We start from the raw sequence: 22,696 nt of genomic DNA, 5'->3' as shown, positions 1-22,696 counted from the left end.
TAAAAAATGACCTAAAAAGCAATCTCATTCCTTTTAGGTCATGCTAAATTTTATTTTGTTCTATTAAATGCTTAATTAAATGCTCGTGAGCTAACTTCACTTTCCTTAACGCAAACCACCATAAAAATAACATAAATGGTGCGATTAAATAAACCCAATAATCTTCAAACATCAAAATAGAGTTATAGGCAAAATGCAATAGAAGCGGCGCTCCAATAGAAAGAACTAAGTATTCCATTGAACGATTATTCTTTGTGAATTTACTTTTCCCAAAATAATAGCCCATCACCACACCAAATAATGCGTGACTTGATACAGGTAGTAACGCACGCATAAATGCCGTATCTATTCCAAATGTCAACAAATAAAGGAGATTTTCCATTGTGGCAAACCCAAGCGAAGCAGCTGCTCCATACAAAATTCCATCATATGGATCGTCAAATTCAACATGGCGATAAATAAATGCAAAAATAATGAACCATTTAAAAAATTCTTCCATAGTACTTGAGAAAACAACATTGAGGAGAAATGGATTTGTAATTAATTGTTCTTCCTGCAAGACATATTGAATGAACATAATAGGGAAAGTAATTAATAGTCCAAAAATAAATGTTCGAACAAGTGTTTTTCGAGGTTCAGTCGCCATTTGATTTCGCAAATAAAAGTAGCTAAATAATGCTAATCCTGGAGCAATCGCTGCAGAGAGTAAAATAAACAATATCGACGCTCCCTTCCTTATACATAATATTTTATAGTATTACCTACCTTTTTTAAAGTTTAGGACCATAAAATTTCTAACAATAAATAAAGCGACGATTATCCGTCGCGAAAACCTCACGAAATTAAAAATTTTTTCTAAAACCCCTTTATTATGCTGCAACACTAAATTGTACTGTAGATCGTTGCATTCCCAATACGAATCTCTTTCTTTTTCAAAGTGCACATCATCATATCCTATATATTACCTCATATCAGAAATATTTCTATAATGTAAAATTTGTTATATCCTCATTTCGAAGTAAATTTAAAAAGTTCGACTTATCGAAATATGCATTGTAATTATTGCATATAAAAGTATTCAATCCATTTTTCATAAAAAAGCACTACCCATTCATTTAATGCGGGGGTAATGCTTAAAATGACACGATTTATTAATAAACATAGAATGTCTTGCCCGTATGAGCACCTAGAATACTCTTTTTATAGGCAAGAGCAACTCTTTTTACGGGCACTGGCTCAAATCCTTCAAACATAGATCCATAATCTTCAAATGATTCTTCTAGAATTGTTGGGCTAACGCTATTAATTCGAATTCCTCTTGGCATATCAATAGCTGCGGCTTTGACAAATGCATGTACGCCACCATTTGCCATGGCTGCAGAAGCTCCAGTTTTGATCGGATCATCCATTAGAACTCCAGTTATTAAAGTAATTGATCCATTGTCCTTAATATAAGGTAAACCTAGTAATACTAAATTGATTTGACCTAAAAGTTTACTTTGTACTGCAATTTGATTTAGTTCAGGCGTCAATGTTTCAAGGGACGTATAGTGCACTCCTCCCGCTGCACTTACTAAAGCATCGATTTCGCCTACTTCTTTAAACATCTGTTTTATACTTTCAACTGATGTAATATCGACTTTTATGTCCGCTTTACTGCGACTTGCACATATAATTTCTGCACTATCTTTCATTTCTTCAACTACTGCTTTTCCAATTGTACCAGTAGCTCCTACAACTAAAATTCTCAAAACAATTCCTCCTCTATCCAAAAAACCGTTTATGAAAAAACATTACTTGATTTCATGCTATTAATATAAAATCTGTTTTATGAAAATGTAAAACTTGTCCGTAAAGACTCGTTTACTTTAGAAATGTTTTATTTGAAATGTCCATTTAAGTGAAGGCGGCTTGTCCCGTCATTCCTCTTCCGTAGCAAAGCAAGACTTTCTATTGGAAAAGCGTAAAAATCACAGAAGTGAAGAACGAGCTCCTGCGAGGCTAAGAATACCCCCCGCAGAAAGCCCGCAGAAACGAAAATCGATAAAACAATTTGAAGGCGATAGTTGATTAACCCTTACTTTTTCGCTTTTTTTTCTTGAATTGCTTTTGCAATAAAGGCTCCATGGAATTTACCGTTTTCGATGAAAATTTCATTGGCATTGTTGCCGGCAGCGAGAACTCCAGCTATGAACAAGTTTTCAATATTTGATTCCATCGTTTCAGGATGATATGTAGGTCGACCCGTTTCCTCATCAATCGTTACACCCATTTTTCGAATAAAAGAGTGGTCTGGATGATATCCAGTCATTGCAAAAACAAAATCGTTTTTAATTACTTTTTCTTTCCCATGAATATTTAAAACAACTTCATGTTCACGAATTTCTTTAACGGTCGTATTAAAGTGCATAACCACTTCACCATTTCGGATAAGCGATTGAAATTCTGGTAATATCCAAGGTTTAATGCTAGGAGAGAAGTCGCTGCCTCGGTAAGCAACCGTAACACGTGCTCCTGCCTTATGCAATTCTAAAGTTGCATCAACCGCAGAGTTTTTCCCACCAACAACTAACACATCTGTATCAAAGAATGGATGGGCTTCTTTAAAATAGTGGAATACTTTTGGTAAGTCTTCTCCAGGGACATTCATATAATTTGGATGATCGTAATAACCTGTCGCCAAAATAACGTAAGGTGTTTCATATTGTGCTTTATCTGATGTTACAGTAAATAATCCATCTTGTCTTTTTTCCACAGAAAGTACTTTCTCAAATCGGTTCACATGAATATTTTTTAATTTCACGACTTCACGATAATAGACAAGAGCTTGATTTCTGCTTGGTTTTCGTTGTTCAACAATAAACGGAACATCGCCAATGGCTAATTTCTCACTTGTTGAAAAGAATGTTTGATGGGTTGGGTAATGATAAAGCGCATTTACGATGTTCCCCTTCTCAATCACGATGGGTTTAAGCCCAATATTTTGCAGTTCAATCGCTGCCGATAAACCACAAGGGCCTCCTCCAACGATAATTGCATCTACTTTTTGCATTGAATACATCTCCTTAATTCGACAAACTACTTCTTATTATAACGCGAATTGTCAATCCTTTGTTTAAAGTTCACTATGGAAGTTTATATCAATAATGTGGCATTCCGGTTTTGCACCAAAACGTAAGGGTACCATCGATGTTCCATAACCATTACTAATGAGTGTATACTTGCCATCTTTAGCGCTAAACGAGCCAACAGGATAAATACCAAAAGGCCCTAATCGAATTTGTCCTCCGTGGAAATGTCCGCCCAACCTTAGATCAGCATGATAATCTTTTAATTTTGGAAATAGATTTGGATTATGAGAAACGAAAATAACGATATCCTCAGGATGACATTTACTAAATGCTTTTTCAGGTTGAGCTTTGCGTGATGATAGATCATCGACCGCACTCAACCAACATCGATTTACCGTATTCGGGAGTAACACTGCATCGTTTTCTACGATTTGTACACCCGTTTCTTGAAAGATTTCTCTTAATCGCTCCTCTCCCACTTCCCGATCATTATTTCCCCAAACGAAATAAACAGGACCTAATGTTTTTAGAAGATGAAGATTGCGGTAAATGGTCGATATTTTTGTTCTCCTATCTGCTAAATCTCCTCCAATAATAACAGCATTGATTGGAGCGTTTATGTCTTGAATCAATTTGTCGCTAATTAATCGGGTATGAATATCAGAAATGAAAAATATCGTGTATTTTTCCTTTTTACCTTTTAATGATATTTCATGATGAATGACGTTATTTTCAAAAGCTTCCTTTACCATAAAGGAAAGAATTGAACCGAAGATGAGGACCGTTGCCAAAACAATCATGTAAGTTGTACCCCTCCTGATAAAACAAAAAGACGTGGTGAATATACCATCGTCTTTTCAATCCACTAGCCTACAGTAATGTATAATATTTTACTGGATTTTATTCAACTGATAAAATATTTTCTTTTATTCCGGAATTATGAGCGACTGTCCTGGACTAATGATATCGGATGATAAATTATTTGCCGCTTTAATTTTTTCAACACCACTCATAGGATCACTATAGTATTGTTTTGCAATACGGAATAAATTTTCATTTGCACTAACAGTATGTACTTTTACACTTTCTTTTTGCTTCTCATGATGTTGAGGTGGACTATTTTCTTTTTTCATTGAAGAATCGTCCTTTTCTGTTTGTTTATGTGAAGAATCGGTTTTTGATATTTGTTTAGCTTCCGAATCCTTTTTTCCCTCTTTTTCCGATGTTTCAGATGAAGATTCTTTTCCTTTGTTTACATCCGCTTTGTCTTTTTCGTCCTTATTGCTAGCTGCTACTGCATTATTTCTTTGGACTTCAATCAGATTTTCATCTTTATCAACAGCAACTTCTTCATTATCTCCTGGATTCCAAAAGCCCCAAACATATATTAAAATCGCTAATGGAATACCGATCAGAATAACGGTTAAAGTGGTGAGTAATGGAGTTTCTTTTGTTTTTTTCTTTTTACGACGACGTTGTGAACGACTTAGTCTCGTTTTTGAATCTTTTATCTCAATCGATTGGCGGTGTTCTTCAATCTTTTTTCGATAATCATTTTTACTCATAATGCACCTCCATTTGCAATCATATCTAATTATGACGAAAATGAGGGAAAAAGTAAATGAGAGGAAATTTTTATTTTCAAAGATTTTTGTCGCAATTATGATTATTTTACTACAATCAGTCAGTTCCTAATAAAATTTGTCGCAATCTCCTCTGCCAAGTGGTCGAATTTCTTTTTGTATCTTTTGTTGTTCTTGGAAGGAGAAAATGCTGGTATTCTAAACCACAATGTTCACAGCAATGCTCTGGTTTACTATTTAATGTTTGGCCAAAGTAATGGACAAGTTGTTCTCGAATACATTGATCACTTTTTACAATGTTCAACATTTCTTCCACAGAACGATATTTGTCATTCATCATTTGTCGAAAAATAGACTTGACTTCATCCATCGAATAATGCTCCATCCAATAGTGCAATACGCGAAAAGATGTTTCAGAAATCAGTCCATCATGAATCATTTCTTTCGGATTAACTTGCCTTCTTACATATTCATCGTACAACTCAATTTGATTTTCATTCGGCAAATCTTCCCCTGCAATATAATGAGCTACATCTTCATCCCCTTCACAATACAACAAAATAGCGATTGCGTCTTTGCCGTCGCGACCAGCTCTTCCTACTTCCTGCATATAATCTGCGATGTTTGAAGGAATTGAATCATGAATAATTTGACGTACATTTTCTTTATGTACGCCCATGCCAAAAGCGTTCGTAGCAACAATCCATTCCAAAGAGCCGTCTAAAAACTGCTGTTGAATAAATTGTCGGTCTACCGCATCTTTTCCCCCGTGATAGGAAGAAACAGAAAGCCCGTGATTCAATAATTGTGTTGTGATATCATCCGTTCTTTTTCTCGATCGCGTATAAATAATGCCTGGCCCTTCTGTATGAAAAACATGTTCAAAGAGCCATTCCATTTTTTCTTCCTTTGTGTGAAATATTTTTTTCCCGTAACGAATGTTTGGACGGTCAACGGAATGAATGTATTCATAAGGGTCATCCATCTTTAAAACATGCCGTATATCTTCTAGCACTTTTTCTGTTGCAGTTGCAGTTAATGCTAAAATCGGTGGTCGTTTATCTTTGATTAGGTCTCCAATTTTCAAATAATCCGGTCGAAAATCAAATCCCCACTGGGAAATGCAGTGGGCTTCATCAACCACAATTAACGCCAATTCGATCTGATTCAGTCTGCTTTTAACCTGTTCCTGCATCAACATTTCCGGTGAACTAAAAATAAATCGGTATTGAGGTAAATATTGTAAAACTCGTTGTTTTTGTTCACGATTCAATAAAGAATTCAATGCTACTACCCGTTTTTCACCAAATTGTTTCATTCGGTCAACTTGGTCTTGCATGAGGGATAGTAATGGAGAAATAATTAATATCGGTTTTTTAAATATGTATGCTGGAAGCTGGTAACATAAGGATTTCCCCATTCCAGTGGGAAGTAAAGCGATTGTATCTCTTCCATTCATTAATTGTTCAATGACTTCTTTTTGTCCTGGTCGAAATGAAGTGTATCCAAAATGGTTTTGTAACAGCTGTTCTAATTGCAAAATTTTTCACCTCTCGCCAGTGCAAGACGCAATTGAAAATAAGATAAATGCGGTAGCACTTCATGAAGAATTTTCAACTTTTTCGTATTGTAATCTTCTGTCGCTGTAAGTACGAGTTGTATATCTTCTTTTTTTATAAATTGTTCAATAGGAAACGTTGAATCATTGATTGCTAATTCAACTAAGTGGTCTTCAATTGTACTTTGTTTTAACTTCCGAATTTTGCAGATTTGTTCAATCGAATATCCTTTTTTAAAGAGCATCGCAGTATGATAAGCAGAACCCGTCAGCGGAATTTCTACGCGAATCTTATCAGCGATTTGAGATAGGTATGGGTATTGTTTCGTGTTCAATAGTATTTCATTCAACCATTGATGAAGACAAGCTACAAATATAATTTGAACATCTATTTCGGCCATTTGATATTCCATGCTAATTTGTTCCCAAGTAAATCCAGTTTCTTGATAGCCCGCTAATCGTTTTACAACAATTTCTTTTGCTTGTGTATTGATTTGTGCCCTTTCAAGACTTTGTAGAATTTCATCATATAAGCTATGGTTTAGAAGTCCCGATTTGTAATCATTGATTAAAAGGAAATGTCGCACCCAACGCTGAATTTCTTCATCTTTTTGAATAGGAGAAAATGCCATGACATTTTCTCTTGCATGCGATAAACTTTGTACTGTTAGTGAGAGTCTTGAAAAAAAGATCTGTTCGTTTCCTCTATATTGCCAACCATTCAAAGGAAGTGGCTCATAATGCTGAAGAAGTTCGTTTGCTTGTTTCGTTAATTGAAAACTATTTTCTGATATAACGATAAATTGATGTTCAACAAGTTTTTGAATCTCTTTATCATAAATTTGCCTTGTTAATGTTGGTAAAATACCAAAATATGAATGCAAGCGAAATATACCAACATCTTGAATCGTTTGGCCAGAGCGCTTCCCTTTCAGCAAATGATAAGGAGAAGAAATTGTGCGCTCATTTTCTACGGTTTTTAATATATCTAAGACTAAATACTGAAATAGCAAATCAGAACCTCCAATTTTACAGTCTTAATGTTGAAAAGTGTAATAAACAGTTTTAGAATAATAAAGAAGCTTTAACTTGGAAGCGCAATAGAAAAAAGGAGAGATTACTAAATGGCAAAATACACAATTGTAGATAAAGATACATGTATCGCTTGTGGTGCTTGTGGCGCAGCTGCCCCTGACATTTATGATTACGATGATGAAGGAATTGCCTTCGTTATTTTAGATGATAACACGGGTACCGCTGAAGTACCAGAAGATTTACTGGAAGATATGCAAGATGCCTTTGAAGGTTGCCCTACAGATTCTATTAAAGTGGCAGATGAACCTTTCGATGGCGACCCATTGAAATTTGAATAGAATATAAGAGTAGGTGCACCGATAATGGATGCACCTGATTTTTATTTCCCTTAGAATTTTACAATAATTTTTTCCCCTACTACGCCTTTTGCTCCCGCATCTTCTTAAATAAATAAGAAGCTAACAACATGAAGCACCCTAGGCCAAAAATGGTATAATATGAAACCTCAAATGAAGGTCCAAATGGTTGCATCGCAAATCTTACATAAAAGCTCATCGCAAATAAAACAATCGTGATGAATCCAAATAAAATTGTCATTTTTTGTTTTGTTTTTGGTTCTTGAAAAGCTTCTTTTTTCAATAGATTCACTATTAAATAAATCAACATCAATAAACTACCGACTAGCAGAAGAGTTGAGATAACAAGATTTCCAGAATAAATTATTTGATTCTCTTTATTTAGTAAAGGCAATATTCCACGAACAATCAAATACCACCCGAATAACGTAAAAAGGATTTCAAAAGCGAATTCTAATTGGCGCTTCCAAGATTCTTTTGGTAAAGAGGCAATTATTTCATCCGCTAAATCTTTTGGGTTTTTCCCGAAAACTTCAGATGCTGTTTTTCCTTCCTTCTGTGCTTCTAATAGATGTTCTAGCATTTCAAGTAAAACTTCCTCTGTAGCTCGCTCATTTCTCGATAAATTGGCGCGAATGTAAACAAGGAGATTTTCATAATATTGCTGATTTTCTCGTGTAAGCTGTTTTCTTTTTTCGTTATTTTGTCGTATTAACTCTTTCACTGAAACTTTCATTTATTATCACTCCCCAACAATTTTTCGATGGAGGAAGATAGGATTTTCCATTCTTCCCGAATATTATCAAGTACTTCTTTTCCTTTCACCGTAATAGAATAATATTTTCGATTTGGGCCTGAAACAGACGCCCTCATTTCCCCCACAATATATCCATTTTTTTGAAGCCGTAATAGCACTGGATAAATTGTGCCTTCACTAATATCTAAGCCTACTTGTTCTAGCTTTTTTGATAATTCGTATCCATAGACCTCATCTTTTTCAATAATTGCTAATATACATCCATCGAGCACTCCCTTTAACAATTGACTCCGAATAGACAAAGACTTCACCACCTCAATTGTTGGAATGATAAGCACCTATCTTGTAAAACAAAGTAGCTATCCATAACTATATTGTATTACAAAATAGCAGTCAATAGTTTATATTGATTTTTATTAGAAATGCTGTTACACTTCTAGTAGTTGGTACTAATAACTGATGTTAAAGGGGTCAAGTACATGGATGTATTAAAATTAAAAGATAAAAATATCGTTGTGATGGGCGTTGCCAATGAAAGAAGCATCGCTTGGGGAGCAGCAAAGAAACTATTAGAAGTTGGAGCAAACGTGATTTTCACGTATCGAAAAGATCGTTCAAAAGCAAAACTAGAAAAAATTTTAGAAGACTATCAAGACCACAAAACAGCAATTATTCAATGTGACGTGAACAGCGACGAATCGATTCAAAATGCATTCAAACAAATTGGTGAACAATTCGGTGTCATCCACGGTATCGTACATTCTGTAGCCTTTGCTCATGCAGAAGATTTAAAAAATCGCTTTGTTGAAACTTCTCGAGAGGGCTATGCCTTTGCCCAAGATACAAGCGCATATTCATTAATTGCTGTTGCTAATGCAGCGCGTCCTTATATGACAGAAGGTGGCTCTATCGTTACAATGTCATACTTGGGTGCAGAACGAGTTCTTGAAGGATATAATGTCATGGGTGTTGCGAAAGCTGCGCTTGAAGCAAGCGTTCGTTATTTAGCTGCGGATCTTGGCAAAGAAGGTATTCGCGTTAATGCCATTTCCGCTGGTGCAATTCGTACATTGGCTGCTAAAGGTGTTCCAAGCTTTAACGAAGCCCTTCACCGATATGAAGAAGTATCTCCATTGAAACGCAATACAAATAAAGAAGAAGTTGGAGATATGACAGTCGTAATGCTTAGCGAATTATCCCGCGGCGTTACAGGAGAAACGATTTACGTTGACTCAGGTTATCATATTATGGGATAATCTTTCACTAGCTGTAGTACAAATCAATTGTTGGTTTGTGCTACTTTTTTTCTCACAATAAAAGGCCATTCTCTAAACGAATGACCTACTTACAACTATTTAAAAATTTTCCCCAGAAAGGAGGCTTAAAATCGTAATCCACTCTTTTATTTACATAACCATAATATTCTTTTAAACTATGCTTCTCTTTCGAATCCATTTGCAATATCGATTTCCTCGTTAATTCAGCTATTCCCTGTTCAATTAAATGAACCAACCCCGTTCCGAACAATAATCAACACATTGCCATCAGCAAAATGACTCAGTATGGACTCCCCTGATTTCAACTGGATATTCATCACTTACGTCTTTTTTGTATTAATACTGTCTAGTCTTGTTTATGTTTTTTAGTAAGTATTCATGTATTTATCTGAAATTTTTCTAATAATATGTCTTTTGTGACAGGGCCGACAATTTTTTCGGTTATTTTACCTTCTTCATCTATAATGAAGCTTGTAGGAATCGTAATGATTTTATATTCCGTCGAAACCGCACCGGTATCATCAAATAATATAGGAAACTTTATTTGATATTTGTCAGCAAATTTTTTCACGTCATCCATTGATAATTCTTGATCGGTAATGTTGATGGCCAATATTTCGATATTGTTCTTTTTTGCAAATTGTTCATAGAACTCATTTAAATGAGGCATTTCTTCTTTGCAAGGGGGGCACCAACTTGTCCAAAAGTTGATGAAAACTTTTTTCCCTTTCAAATCAGACAATTTAATTGTTTCATTTTGCATTGTTTTTAGTTGAAAATCGCTTGCCTCAACATCCACCACTTGATAAGTAGTTTCAATCATGTCATATTCAAATTCATGAATGTCAACATCGTGTGGATCCTCTAAACCTAAATTTTGATAAAGAAAATCGATAAACTCGTCTTCTGTAAAAGACTCCTCTAGACCTTTTTCATTCTTTATAAATTTCGAATAAATCGTCCAAGTGAATGCACAGAGAATAAGCAAGAGAAAGAAAATGGATACTTTCGATTTTTCCATAACACCTTCCTTATAACGGTTGTCATTTTTACTATATGTATGCTGCTGTTTCAAAATCCAAACAGTCTTGCAAGGCACACAATTATAATCACAACCGGAACAACATACGTCATCAATGCTCTATAAACGTGATAATAACCTTCCCCCATTTGGCTTCCTTGCAATAATTCCTTTTTTGCTAATTGTTTATCCATCACATATACAATAAATATTGCAATTAATATATTTCCTAAAGGTAAGAGCACGTTGGAAACAAGATAATCCGTGGCATCAAAAATACTTTTATTAAAAATTGACACATTACTTAATAAGTTGAAAGATAATGCAGATGGAATCGAAACAATAAAAACGATGATTCCTAAAATGACAGTTAATTTCGTGCGGCGAATATGTAATTTCTCAATTAACGCAGCAACGATAATCTCATACATGCTAAAAGATGAAGTGAGCGTTGCAAATAAAAATAATATCAAAAACATCGCCAAAAATACTTCACCGAAAGCCATTTGACTAAAAGCAGCAGGTAAAACCATAAACAATAATCCCGGTCCTTCAGTTGGCTCCATTCCAAATGTAAAGACAACTGGGAAAATTGCTAGTCCAGCAAGAAATGAAACCAAAATGGTTAACACAACAACCCATGTTGCCGATTGAGGTATGCTAACTTCCTTTTTTAAATAGGAGCTATAAGTTACAAGGCACGAAAATCCTACCGCCAGTGCAAAAAAGGACTGTCCAAGAGCAAACAATAACGATTCCCCAGTAATATTTGAAAAATCAGGCCATAGGAAAAATTTTACCCCTTCCACTGCTCCATCTAAAGTTAAGCCGCGTACTACTAAAATAATAAATAGAATGAATAATAACGGCATCATAACTTTATTGGCTTTTTCAATTCCGTTTTGCACTCCTAATGCAATGACTAATACATTTGCTAAAGTAAATAGTGCAAGACCTAACAACGTAATCCATGGTGTCCCTATAACATAATTAAAAAAATCTCCTGGATTGGTATTCGGCTCAATGACTCCTCCAACCAATGAAACGCCACTGTATATAAATATCCATCCACCTACAACGCTGTAAAAGGATAGCATAATAAAGCAACCGATAACTCCTAACTTCCCAATCCAAGACCAGCGAAGATTATGGGGGGCTAATAATTTATATGCTGTTACTGCTTCTTTTTGAGTGCTACGACCAATAATATATTCCGATAATAGCATTGGCAATCCTATGAGAAGGGTGAAAATAACAACGATTAAGAAAAAAGCTCCCCCTCCGCTTTGACCTGTCACATAAGGCATTTTCCAAATAGCGCCGAGTCCAATGGCTGCCCCTGCCGAAGCTAATATAAATCCAATTTTACTCGTCCATTGCCCTTTATTTTGATCCATTGTAAAATTCCTTCCTTTATGACTTTAAACTAATAAACATGATGATTACATCATATCAATTTTTTAAAACAATATCATTAGCATTGCATAAATATAGTTAGAATTTTCTGTTAATTAATTTTTGTGAATTTGTGCCAAAAAGACAAAACCTAAAGAAAGGTGGCACTGCCCATTTGGTAAATATATACAGTTAAACCAGAGCGACAACGACAAAAGGGAGATTATGGACTGGCTCGCCCATCAAATTTTCGCAACCAAACATAAGCTGGTTTCCACAGAGCTCTCTTTAACCAACGAGTAATTCGAAGTAGAGATTTCTTACTTTTCATCTCCAATTGAATGAGAACATGTAAGCAATACGTGATAAGGGCTAAGAAAATTTGATTTTGAATAGCTGTTTCACTCATTCCATAAAAGTGCTTAATTTCTACGTGTTGCTTGAGCCATTTGAAAAAGAGTTCAATAGCCCAGCGAGATCGGTAAATATCACTTATCTCTTCTGGTTTTAAATCAAATCGGTTGGTGATGAAACGAAGTAAGTTCCCTTTTGTGTCCATAACTTCTAGTAGACGAAAGACATTTTCAGTACGATTTTGTGTGGTACCAATGTAGACCATTTTATCGGATAGAACGTGACAATCATCAGGAAGTGAAAATGTATAGACTTCACGAATGACTGCGTTTTTCTTCAGTCTTGAAACGAAGAAATAGCCATCATCTGTCATCCGATCAAAACGTTCATAGTCCACATAACCGCGGTCAAACACATACATGGCTTCTTTATCATCCACTAGGACTTCGAGTTGATTTCGGTCATGTTCTTTTGCTGTCGTAATCACTGCTTTTTCAGGATAGACGGTGTCTTTATCCATGAAAACGAGCCGTAAGTGTAGCTTTACACCAGCTTTTGTTTTACGAAATTTTGCCCATTTATAATTGGTCAAATTCAACGGGAGTGTACTTGAATCAATGATTTTCAGTGGCATATTCTTTCCGGTTTTATAATGGTACCGTTGAATTTTCCAAACAAGATCCAAGAACAAATTTGCAAGAATTAGTGGGTTGATCTGATTGTTTTTTCGGGATAGCTGAGAGGCACTTATCGATTCAAATCCGAGTGCTTTTTGAAGATCTTCGTCTACAAGTGCATCACTCATTTCCTCTAAGCTCTTAAATTCGAGCAGCTGGGCTACCAATAAAAGTTTAATATAGGCTTCTGTTGTCAGCTTTTTTGTGTAATAGTCCTGTTTCAATTCTTTGACTTGTTCGCTAAGTTTTTGAATATTTATGGGTGAAACCCATTTACCAAATGATGAAATTAGTGTATTCTTGTCCATAACGTTTATCCTTTACGATTGGATTTGGACAGGAACCACCTGTACTTCCATTGTAAAGGATTTTTTTGTTTCGAAATCAATAAAAAATTGAACATTCTTAGTATTTTGAATCATCAGATTTAATTAGTGCAATGCTAGTGAAACAATATAAACTTTCTATAATATTGATCGAACAGAAATATAATGTAAGTAATCATACAATTCCTTCAAAAGGGTATTCGTAATTTACTCAAAATAAAAGAGGTTTGCACAAAACAGCAAACCCCTAATAATCTATGTTCTATTATTGTTTTTGCAATAAATATTGTGCTCTTTGATTTTCAATCCAATTTCTCATCGTTCTAAATAACATCAATACTAACACCATCAACAAAATACCTTTGATAATATTAAATGGCAAAATTCCTAGAACGATAGTTTCTTTTACATCAAATGTACCCATTCCTAAGAAATATGTGTACATTGGCAGGAAAGCAACATAGTTTAATATGCTCATGCCAATTGACATCGTAAATGTTCCAGCTATCAGTCCAAAGATTAACCCTTTTACTGAATTAGTTCTTTTATATACATAGTAAACTGGCATGATAAACAAGATCCCTGTTGCAAAGTTTGCCATATGTCCCACTGGCACCCCAGTAGGAGCACCCATAAATAGCCAATTCAAGATATTTTTAATGAATTCAACTAAAATTCCTGCAACAGGTCCCATCGTAATTGCCGCAATCAATGCAGGAACATCACTAAAATCAATCTCTAAAAATACCGGAAAATACGGTAATGGAAAATTTAAAAACATTAAAATAAATGAAATACTCGATAGCATTGCGATTGTTACAAAAGAACGCAATTTCATTTTGTTCATTAGCACTCTCTCCTCTTTGCTGATTCAACTCGCAAGAAGAAAGGCACATAGTCGACTTCGTTAAAAATTAAAATCCCTTATGCCAAACTAGCATAAGGGAGAAAACGGGTACACGAAAAGTTATACATGACAAAAAGAGAATAGGAAAATAGTGCGTTGGATTAATACAAAAATTTCCAACACAATAATTGCCACGTGTCTGCGTTACATAACGAAAAACGACCGTACCTTCATCTTCTCCCATCCAGACTATACTGTCGGCTTTGGAATCTCACCAAATCCTGCTCAAAAAGAGCTCGCGGGCTTAAGAACAACCGTTCTAATACCGCCGGTCGGGAATCTCACCCTGCCCCGAAGATGAATCATTATTTTATTATTAACTTAGTAATATTATAGGAGTATTCCGAGTATTTGTAAAGGAATTAATATGAAGTAGTGAACTACCCCCCACCTATAGAGGTGGTGGCTTCGTGGTCAAGGTAACTTCTGTTACCAGATTACCCACGCTCAAAGGGCTGTTCCTTCCCCTGTTTTACCACCTACATGGCTAATTTTAGTAAGTTCTTTGATGCATTTATATCTCTATCATGGATAGTGCCACAGTTTGGGCACTTCCATTCTCTTAATGCTAAATTCTTTACTTCTACATTTTTATATCCACATTCACTACATATTTGACTTGATGCATAGTTTTGTGGTGCTATTATTATTTCTCTACCATACCAGTTAGCTTTGTATTCTAACATCTTTCTAAATTCTGACCATGAAACTTCACTTATTGCTTTTGCTAATCTGTGATTTTGTTGCATATTCTTTACCTTTAAGTCCTCCAAAACTATAACTTGGTTTTCGTTTATAATTTTAGAGGATAACTTGTGTAAAAAATCTTTCCTTTGATTTGCTATTTTCTCATGTAGTTTCGCAAGGTGTAACCTTGTTTTTTCATAATTCTTACCATGTTTTTGTTTTCTTGATAAATCCCTTTGGACTTTCTTTATTCTCTTTTCAGTTCTTCTTAACCATTTAGGATTTTCTATCTTTGTACCATCTGATAATACTAAAAAATCCTTTAATCCTAAATCTATTCCTACTTTTTTATCTGTGTTAGGTAATTTTTCTATTTCAGTTTCTACAAGTATTGAAGCATAATATTTACCTGTAGGTGTTTTTGATATTGTTACTGATTTTATTTTACCTTCAAACAATCTATGTTGTTTTATTTTTATCATAGTTTTTACTTTTGGTATTTTAAGATGACCATTTATAATTGCCACTGTACCATTTTGATTGTTTGTTGTATAAGATTGATAACCCTTCTTTTTCTTGAATTTAGGAAAGCCTACTTTTTTATCTCTGAAAAAGTTTTTATATGCTTTTTCTAAATTTATTTGTGCATTAGCAAGAGCAAGACTATCTGCTTCCTTTAGAAAAGGAAACTCTTTTTTATACTGCGCAGGTGTATTTTTTAGCATTTTTCCTGTTTGTTTATAATGCTCTATTTTGTCATAAAGCATTTTGTTATATATAAACCTTACACACCCAAATACTTTTGATAGATATTCTTCTTGTTCTTTAGTTGGATATATTCTGTATTTATATGCTCGAAGCATATTATCCTTTCTCTCCTTGACTTTCAATATATCCTTTTATTATTTCAATTGGCGCACCGCCTGTTGTTAGTAAACAATAACTTCTTGACCAAAAATATTCTTTCCACAATTGTTCTTTTATTTTAGGATATTCTTTTTTAATCAATCTTGATGAAGCACTTTTATAAGCATTTATAAATTTTGACAATTCACTATTCGGATGTGCTTTGAACAATATATGAACATGGTCTTTATCATGATTCCATTCTTGTAATGTAATATTATAATTGTCTTGTATTTTTTCAAATATCTCTTTTAGTCTGTTAGATATAATATCATCAATAACTTTTCTTCTATATTTTGTTACTAAAACAAGATGATAATACAACAAGAATACTGAATGGTTATTATTATCCAAAATCATTGATATATCACAACTCCTTCCTCTAATACTGATTAGACAGTATTAGGAAAGAATTGTCAAGCGACATTCATCACCCACTTATAGAAGTGGGCGACTTCTGTCGTTGATTAGGTTAAAACAATCATTCTTTATTATTATATAATCATCAGCTCCTAGTCCAAGCCCAAGCAAACGATCCTCATCTTCTCCTCTTGCCGTTGAAAAAATAACAGGTATATTCGAATATTGGCGAATGGTCGATAAGATAGAATCCATCGCCATCTGGCAACATCACATCTAAAATTGCTAGATCAGGCTTAATCAATTGAATCATTTGCTTTGCTTCTTCACAGTTTGTTGCTTGATAAATACGCTGAAACTGCAAAATGGGAGTTAATGATATTATTGCGACAGAGGCACTCACCCCGGCACTCCAATCAATTTTTAAATATATAAAAATATATGATCCCGGCATTTCTAATACTTCTTCTCAATCAATTTCAAAATACCCAAATGGAAAACTTTATCTATTTTCTAATACAGTATATGGCAACTCATTCGGTCCAACTGGAATTGGCAACGGTTTTGTAAAATCGAAACCTTCCCATTCTGTTTGTACAATGTTTTTAAATTGTACCGATTTATTAAATCCAGCTGCTGTTAATAACATCGCTTCAATCATTTGCATCGCTTCCACTTGATTATACTCAAATAAATCTAAGCGATTTTTAAATGTAATTATTACTACATCATGATTGACAGATACGGAATAATCAGCATTGGGTAAAATCACTGATTTGTAAATATCATTTGTACTTACCTTTAACGCTTCCATTGCTTCTTCTACTGTTGAATAAGTTTCTCTAAAATTTGGTGCTAAAAACTCCGATCCATCATTTTGCACATATTTAAAGTAACTATGTTGCTTTGATTTTTCAGTTAATAGGGTATATTCTTCCCCAATATCTTCTAAAATTACCGGTTCGCTGTTTTCATCAACAATTTCCATTTCACTGTAATCAGAGAAGGTATCTGTTAAAGTAGCATAATAAGTTGCCGCATCTTCATCATATGGATGATTATTCGGTAATTTATGAATAACCTTTCCTTCACTTTCTGTTATTTCACCCACATATGGATGATATTCATTAAACCCTAGTAACTTTTCATTTAACTGCGGAGCATATTCATTGTATAACTCCACCTGTGTTGGATTGTCTTTTCCAAAATCTTCTACAATTTTTTCATTTGGGATTAAGATTGTTACTGGAATGCTTTCTGCTTCATCGCTTGCAAGACCAATCTTGAAAAGAGTGTTTCCTTCCAATTGTTCAGGATATACAGCAGTTTTAATATCAGCGTCCGATGTTGACATAGGTGCAAAGTTTTCCTTTTCTTCCATGTCATTTGGAAGAGCAAAAGTTTCCATTTCCTGTTGATCTCCACTGGAATCATCTTGTTCACTATTTAATATTGCTTGTTCCTCCATTGAATTGTTCGTCAAAGATGGTATGAGAACAGCTGCAAATAACGCAGCACAAGCAGCAATCAACCATGGCATAATTTTCGTTTTCTTTTTAATAATTGGTGAATTTTTCGGAGGCTCTTCATCAAATACTCCATCTCTTTTTAATCGTTCAAATACTTCTTCTTTTGAACGGACATCATGAATTTTTGGAACATTTTTTAATAGCTCTTCAATTCGATCCTCATCCCAATGTTCATGATTCATTTTGACTCGCCTCCTTGTTTCGTGATAGTAATTCTCGCAATTGTTTAATTGCTCGGTGTTGTGTTGTTTTGACTTTACCTTCTGTCCAATTTAAAATTGCTGCAGTTTCAGCAATCGATAATTCCTGAAAATAGCGCATAATTATCACCATTTGTTGATCACCTGTACATTTTTCCAGCGCCTCTAGTATTTGCCTCGTCTCATCATTTAATTCTATGAAAGATTCTGGTGATTTTGTTGGTGATACTAGTTGTTCTGTTTCCCAATCAAAGGCGGTAAAAGAATGGGCTGAGCGAACTGCATTTTTTCGAAAATAATCAATTGCTACATTTTTTGCGATAGCAAAAAGCCAAGTTTTTTCAGAACTTTTCCCTTGAAAACGTTCGTATGATTTTAAAACACGAACGTATACTTCATGAGACAAATCTTCCGCAACCGATCGATCTTTTACTAAATAGATTAAAAATTGGAATACATCTTGATGATATTGATCATACAGTCGATGGAATATGGATTCTTTCAAATCCATGCCACCTCCATCCTTATTAATTTTGTCGTTTCAAATCGTAAAATGTTTCATTTTTTTCTGGACTTTAGAGAAAAAACGAAAACACCTAAGCGAGGGTAGTAAACATCCATTTTTTTACTATAATCTATGACTTGTGCAACAACGACTGGCAAACCTTTATGGGACGCCGTTTCCTTCGATTTTTCGTAACCAAATGTGAGCCGATTTCCATAAAGATGCCTTTAGATAACGACTAATTTGTAAATAACTTCGGTCACTATTTACGTTCAGCTGTGCTAATACATTTAAACAATACACAATCATCGCAACGTACACTTGGTTGTGGACGGCTTGTTCACTGTGACCAAAAAACTTTTTAATGTTCAGGTGCTGCTTCATCCATTTGAAGAACAGTTCAATCGCCCAGCGTGACTTGTAGATTTCAGCGATTTCAACTGCACTTAAATCAAAACGATTTGTCAGTAAATGAAGCTCATTTCCTTTTGTATCATGCAATTTGAGTAAGCGAAACACGTTTTCAGAACGATTTTGTGGTGTCCCAATGACAACCATTTCATCAGAGAATACGGGTGAATCTTCTGGTAACGAAAAGGATTCTAACACTCGGACAACAGCGTTTTTACGCAAACGGGTCACAAAGAAATAGCCATCTTCCGTCATTTGATCAAAGCGCCTATAATCCAAGTAACCACGATCAAACACGTACATGCATTCTTTGTCATCCACGAATACTTCTAGTTGACCACGATCATGTTCGTTGGCATTCGTGAGTACGGCTTTATCTGGATAGGAGAGTCCTTTTTCCATAAAAACAAGTCGTAAGTGAAGCTTTACTCCTGATTTTGTTTTTCGAAACTCTGCCCACTTATGATTGGTCAAATTAAGCGGTAATGTACTCGAATCAATGATTTTCAAAGGCGTTGTCACTTTTCTTCTTGTTTGGAAATTGGTTTTCCGATGAATTTGTGCCACTAAATCGAGAAAAATCGATTGAAAGAAAACCGTTGGAATGGCGTTGATTCGTCTCCCTAACTGTGAAAAACTAATCGATTCCAATCCCGTTGCTCGTTGTAATTCTTCTAAAAAGACAGCGTCACTCAACGCCCGTAAACTCTCGGTTTCATGGAGTTGGGCATACAAAAGCAGTTTCATAAATGAAGCCATATAAAGCTTCTTGGTATAGTGATTTAATTGATGTGTTTTCACTAGGTCGTCAAATAATGGACGATTAATCGGTGAAAACCATTGTTCAAATGATGTTTTTCGTGTATACTTATCCATGGTTTTATCCTTTGTATTGGATTTGGATGGTTTACTACCACCCAACCATTATAAAGGATTTTTTTGTGTTTAGATTATATTTCAGAAAATTCGGTTTATTTGAAGGTGTTAAATTATTTTAATGCGACGCTAGTGCCAACATTTATATAAAAAAAGAATTCGCTTCTACTCCAGGTAAAAGAGTACCATACTTATGCAGAATGGCAAGTCCTATCTTTCCAAATTTCTGCAACTCATTTACCTAGAATATCCACGAATTCTGATCCATAAACTATTTTAGTTTAAAGGCAAATAGAAAGTAAAAGTTGTTCCTTCTCCAACTTCACTATCAACTCGTATATTACCATTATGGGCTTCAACGATATTTTTAGCGATAGCTAGTCCTAAGCCAGTGCCAACTTTCCTCGTGCGTGTTCTCGCCTTATCCGCCTTATAAAAACGTTCAAACACAAATGGTAAATCTTCTTTCGGAATTCCTTCTCCTGTATCAGATACTTGCACTTTCAAATAAGATAATTCTTGTTCCAATGACACCGTTACACTGCCGTCTTCTGGTGTATGACGTATCGCATTATCAATTAAATTTGTTAACACTTGTTCAATTCGGTCTTCATCGATATTTATCAATACATCATCTGACATTTCCGTATGGAACATTAATTGAATATGATTTTCTTTCGCCACTTGACTAAACTTTTGCGTAATTCGTTCAAAGACAGGGTTGATTGGTACAGACTCTTTTACAAGCGTCGTATGTCCAGATTCCATTCGAGCTAAATCCAATAAATCCGCTACTAGGCGACCCATTCGTTGAGACTCATCATAAATAATTTTAATCATCTCATTCTTGTCTTCCTCTGACTCAACAACACCATCAATAATTGCTTCTGAATATCCTTGCAACATGGCAATTGGCGTTCTTAATTCATGAGAAACATTAGCAATAAAGTCTGAACGTAATTTATCCAATTTAATTTGTTCAGTCATATCACGTATGACTGCAATCGCGCCACGGATTGCTTGTCCACTGCTTTTTAATGGACTGATGGTGATGCGGTAGTACGAACCGTCTATTTCCAAATCTTCTTCCAACTTATCTTCAAAAGTTAGAACATGATCTAACATGGCATAAATTTCTTCTGGTAAGAATAATTCTTTATCGACCCCATTTCGAATAAACCAACGTTGTAATAATCGATCAGCTGGAGGATTGCTCAGCAAAATCGTTTTATCACGATTAAACGTAATTACCGCATCTGTCATTGAAGTGAGAATGTTAGACAACTGTTCTTTTTCTTGATTAATGACTTCGAGATGATGTTTTAACTGACGCCCCATTTGATTGAAAGCTACAGCTAATTGACCAATTTCATCGCTTTGATTTGTTGGCAATTGCTCATCAAACTTACCTTTTGCAATATCAAATGCATAGGCACGCATTTTTCGGAGAGGTAACGTAATTTTGGAAGATAAGAAAAAGGCAAAAAATGTTGTTAATACAAAGGCGATAAATGCTGAGAGAAAGACAATCTTCGTCGTTTGATTCGTCGTTTCGTGAAGAGCAGAAGGGTTTTGATAAATAAATAGAACTCCTTGCACTTCATGCTCAATCGACAATGGATAGCCTAAAACAAAATAGGATTCCATTTTATCTTCATCCGCTTGAGAAGATAAAATCATTTGTCTTATAAGCGGTTCATTCGTATCTAAGACTCGTTGAAATTCCTTAGAATTTAACAAAGCATTTCGAATTTTTTCTTGATTTATTCCAGTTTGATAACTGGATATAACAGTTTGATTATTTAGTGCAATAAATCCATTTGTATCTCCATTTAATAAGTCTTCCAACAACTCATCGGTGATTTGATCGATATCTGTATGTGCAACAATGTTCGAGATGGTCGTTGCTGTTTGCTTAAGCGAACTTTCCGCTTGTTTCATATGGAAATCATCTAAGAATTCAAGCATGGCAACTGTGAAAATAAATAACACAAACGAAACGAGAAGCAATATGGTTGCCCATAGCTTCCCGACAATACTATTCCATATTCTAGTCATTGATTACCTCGAATTTGTAACCTACGCCCCAAACGGTTACAATCATTTTAGCTGCTTTGTCTGATACGCGGTTTAACTTTTCACGTAAGCGCTTTATATGCGTATCGACTGTGCGCAAATCACCAAAGAAATCATAGTGCCATACTTCTTTTAACAATTGTTCGCGATCAAATACCTTATCTGGTGATTTAGCTAAGAAGTAAAGTAGCTCATATTCTTTCGGTGTTAAGTTTACTTCTTGTCCATCACATGTTACTCGGTGTGCATCATTATCGATAGTTAAATGAGGGAACACAACGATATCTCGAGATGTAGTAGTACTAGAAACTTGATTTAATGCACTTGAGCGGCGTAAAATCGCTTTCACTCGCAACACCACTTCTCGTGGACTAAATGGTTTTACGATATAGTCGTCCGCACCTAATTCAAAACCTTGCACACGGTTTGCTTCTTCGCCTTTTGCTGTCAGTAAAATAATGGGAGTAGATTTCTTCTCTCTCAACTCTTCACAAACTTGTAATCCGTCTTTCTCCGGCATCATGATATCTAAAATGACACAATGATAATCATTATCTAGTGCCTTTTTTAACGCTACTTCACCGTTCTCAGCTTCATCTACCTCGTAACCTTCCCGTTCTAAGTACATCTTTAGCAGGCGACGAATGCGATCTTCATCATCTACAACTAAAATAGACACTTTTTCAGACACGATGTCTAACCCCTCTCTTTGCAATCTCTACCTACATTCATTGTACAATTTTATGAATAAAAATTAAAGACTATTAAGAAAGCTCTCCATAGTTTTGAGGAGAGCTTTCACATTTTATTAATATTTATACGTTTATTA

General features: G+C 34.9%; 22 protein-coding genes, 1 pseudogene and 1 riboswitch. Of the genes and pseudogenes, 2 read left to right on the top strand and 21 right to left on the bottom strand.

Annotation, left to right across the window (positions count from 1 at the left end; translation table 11 throughout):
- Positions 1-43 precede the first annotated feature (43 nt).
- From prsW to UtA1_RS09165, 7 genes are all read right to left on the bottom strand, one after another.
- Positions 44-718, bottom strand: a complete 675-nt coding sequence (gene prsW / locus UtA1_RS09195; protein WP_096550793.1) for a glutamic-type intramembrane protease PrsW — start codon at positions 716-718, stop codon at positions 44-46.
- Positions 719-1,151: 433 nt separating this feature from the next.
- Positions 1,152-1,751, bottom strand: coding sequence for a short chain dehydrogenase (locus tag UtA1_RS09190; protein WP_096550792.1), 600 nt, complete (start codon positions 1,749-1,751; stop codon positions 1,152-1,154).
- Positions 1,752-2,077: 326 nt separating this feature from the next.
- Positions 2,078-3,052 (bottom strand): YpdA family putative bacillithiol disulfide reductase, encoded by a 975-nt coding sequence (locus UtA1_RS09185; protein ID WP_096550791.1) that lies wholly within the window; start codon positions 3,050-3,052, stop codon positions 2,078-2,080.
- A gap of 63 nt (positions 3,053-3,115) precedes the next feature.
- Entirely contained in the window at positions 3,116-3,871 is a 756-nt protein-coding gene (locus tag UtA1_RS09180; RefSeq protein WP_096550790.1) for a metallophosphoesterase, read from the bottom strand.
- 126 nt (positions 3,872-3,997) lie between these two features.
- A complete protein-coding gene (locus tag UtA1_RS09175; RefSeq protein ID WP_096550789.1) occupies positions 3,998-4,636 on the bottom strand; it encodes a LysM peptidoglycan-binding domain-containing protein in 639 nt (212 codons plus the stop codon).
- A 115-nt stretch (positions 4,637-4,751) separates the two neighbouring features.
- Entirely contained in the window at positions 4,752-6,194 is a 1,443-nt protein-coding gene (locus UtA1_RS09170) for a RecQ family ATP-dependent DNA helicase (RefSeq protein ID WP_096550788.1), read from the bottom strand.
- Positions 6,185-7,225 (bottom strand): helix-turn-helix domain-containing protein, encoded by a 1,041-nt coding sequence (locus UtA1_RS09165; RefSeq protein WP_096550787.1) that lies wholly within the window; start codon positions 7,223-7,225, stop codon positions 6,185-6,187. The genes UtA1_RS09170 and UtA1_RS09165 overlap by 10 nt, the downstream gene beginning before the upstream one ends.
- Before the next feature lie 111 nt (positions 7,226-7,336).
- Here UtA1_RS09165 and UtA1_RS09160 point away from each other — a divergent pair, with 111 nt between their 5' ends.
- Complete coding sequence (locus UtA1_RS09160) at positions 7,337-7,585, top strand: ferredoxin (RefSeq protein WP_016836934.1); 249 nt, start codon at positions 7,337-7,339, stop codon at positions 7,583-7,585.
- Positions 7,586-7,664: 79 nt separating this feature from the next.
- On the opposite strand, the gene UtA1_RS09155 is transcribed toward UtA1_RS09160, so the two are convergent.
- A complete protein-coding gene (locus tag UtA1_RS09155; protein WP_096550786.1) occupies positions 7,665-8,339 on the bottom strand; it encodes a DUF1129 family protein in 675 nt (224 codons plus the stop codon).
- Positions 8,336-8,662 carry a PadR family transcriptional regulator gene (locus tag UtA1_RS09150; protein WP_096550785.1) on the bottom strand — a complete coding sequence of 109 codons (327 nt, stop codon included), beginning with the start codon at positions 8,660-8,662 and terminating at the stop codon, positions 8,336-8,338. The genes UtA1_RS09155 and UtA1_RS09150 overlap by 4 nt, the downstream gene beginning before the upstream one ends.
- A gap of 177 nt (positions 8,663-8,839) precedes the next feature.
- Between UtA1_RS09150 and fabI the strand changes: the two genes are divergently transcribed.
- Positions 8,840-9,616: an enoyl-ACP reductase FabI gene (gene fabI, locus UtA1_RS09145; RefSeq protein WP_016836931.1), complete on the top strand. Its 777-nt coding sequence runs from the start codon at positions 8,840-8,842 to the stop codon at positions 9,614-9,616.
- Between the two features lie 397 nt (positions 9,617-10,013).
- Here the strand turns inward: fabI and UtA1_RS09140 are convergent, their stop codons facing one another.
- From UtA1_RS09140 to UtA1_RS09085, 12 genes and pseudogenes are all read right to left on the bottom strand, one after another.
- Entirely contained in the window at positions 10,014-10,658 is a 645-nt protein-coding gene (locus UtA1_RS09140) for a TlpA disulfide reductase family protein (RefSeq protein WP_016836930.1), read from the bottom strand.
- A gap of 50 nt (positions 10,659-10,708) precedes the next feature.
- The gene (locus UtA1_RS09135) at positions 10,709-12,055 is read right to left on the bottom strand and encodes a sodium-dependent transporter (RefSeq protein ID WP_096550784.1); all 1,347 of its coding nucleotides are present in this window, start codon (positions 12,053-12,055) and stop codon (positions 10,709-10,711) included.
- A 221-nt stretch (positions 12,056-12,276) separates the two neighbouring features.
- Positions 12,277-13,392, bottom strand: coding sequence for an IS4 family transposase (locus UtA1_RS09130; protein ID WP_096549683.1), 1,116 nt, complete (start codon positions 13,390-13,392; stop codon positions 12,277-12,279).
- Between the two features lie 283 nt (positions 13,393-13,675).
- Complete coding sequence (locus UtA1_RS09125) at positions 13,676-14,257, bottom strand: ECF transporter S component (RefSeq protein ID WP_096550783.1); 582 nt, start codon at positions 14,255-14,257, stop codon at positions 13,676-13,678.
- A 228-nt stretch (positions 14,258-14,485) separates the two neighbouring features.
- Positions 14,486-14,620, bottom strand: a riboswitch (FMN riboswitch).
- A gap of 176 nt (positions 14,621-14,796) precedes the next feature.
- Positions 14,797-15,867, bottom strand: coding sequence for an IS200/IS605 family element RNA-guided endonuclease TnpB (gene tnpB / locus UtA1_RS09120; protein ID WP_096550782.1), 1,071 nt, complete (start codon positions 15,865-15,867; stop codon positions 14,797-14,799).
- A gap of 1 nt (position 15,868) precedes the next feature.
- Positions 15,869-16,270 carry an IS200/IS605 family transposase gene (gene tnpA, locus UtA1_RS09115; RefSeq protein ID WP_096550781.1) on the bottom strand — a complete coding sequence of 134 codons (402 nt, stop codon included), beginning with the start codon at positions 16,268-16,270 and terminating at the stop codon, positions 15,869-15,871.
- Between the two features lie 132 nt (positions 16,271-16,402).
- Positions 16,403-16,673 (bottom strand): annotated as a pseudogene (locus UtA1_RS17160) (response regulator); the annotation flags it as partial.
- A gap of 99 nt (positions 16,674-16,772) precedes the next feature.
- On the bottom strand, positions 16,773-17,981 hold the full coding sequence (locus UtA1_RS09105) for a hypothetical protein (protein WP_096550780.1): 1,209 nt from the start codon (positions 17,979-17,981) through the stop codon (positions 16,773-16,775).
- Positions 17,971-18,504, bottom strand: a complete 534-nt coding sequence (locus tag UtA1_RS09100) for an RNA polymerase sigma factor SigX (protein ID WP_026018951.1) — start codon at positions 18,502-18,504, stop codon at positions 17,971-17,973. Before UtA1_RS09100 ends, UtA1_RS09105 begins: the two co-directional genes overlap by 11 nt.
- A 162-nt stretch (positions 18,505-18,666) precedes the next feature.
- Positions 18,667-19,791, bottom strand: coding sequence for an IS4 family transposase (locus UtA1_RS09095; RefSeq protein ID WP_096550779.1), 1,125 nt, complete (start codon positions 19,789-19,791; stop codon positions 18,667-18,669).
- Between the two features lie 276 nt (positions 19,792-20,067).
- On the bottom strand, positions 20,068-21,849 hold the full coding sequence (locus UtA1_RS09090) for an ATP-binding protein (RefSeq protein ID WP_096550778.1): 1,782 nt from the start codon (positions 21,847-21,849) through the stop codon (positions 20,068-20,070).
- Positions 21,842-22,558, bottom strand: a complete 717-nt coding sequence (locus UtA1_RS09085) for a response regulator transcription factor (RefSeq protein WP_016836919.1) — start codon at positions 22,556-22,558, stop codon at positions 21,842-21,844. Before UtA1_RS09085 ends, UtA1_RS09090 begins: the two co-directional genes overlap by 8 nt.
- Positions 22,559-22,696 lie beyond the last annotated feature (138 nt).

The sequence above is a fragment of the Ureibacillus thermosphaericus genome, from assembly GCF_002370195.2.
Lineage (GTDB): Bacteria > Bacillota > Bacilli > Bacillales_A > Planococcaceae > Ureibacillus > Ureibacillus thermosphaericus.
This window is presented reverse-complemented; position numbering and strand designations above follow the sequence as displayed.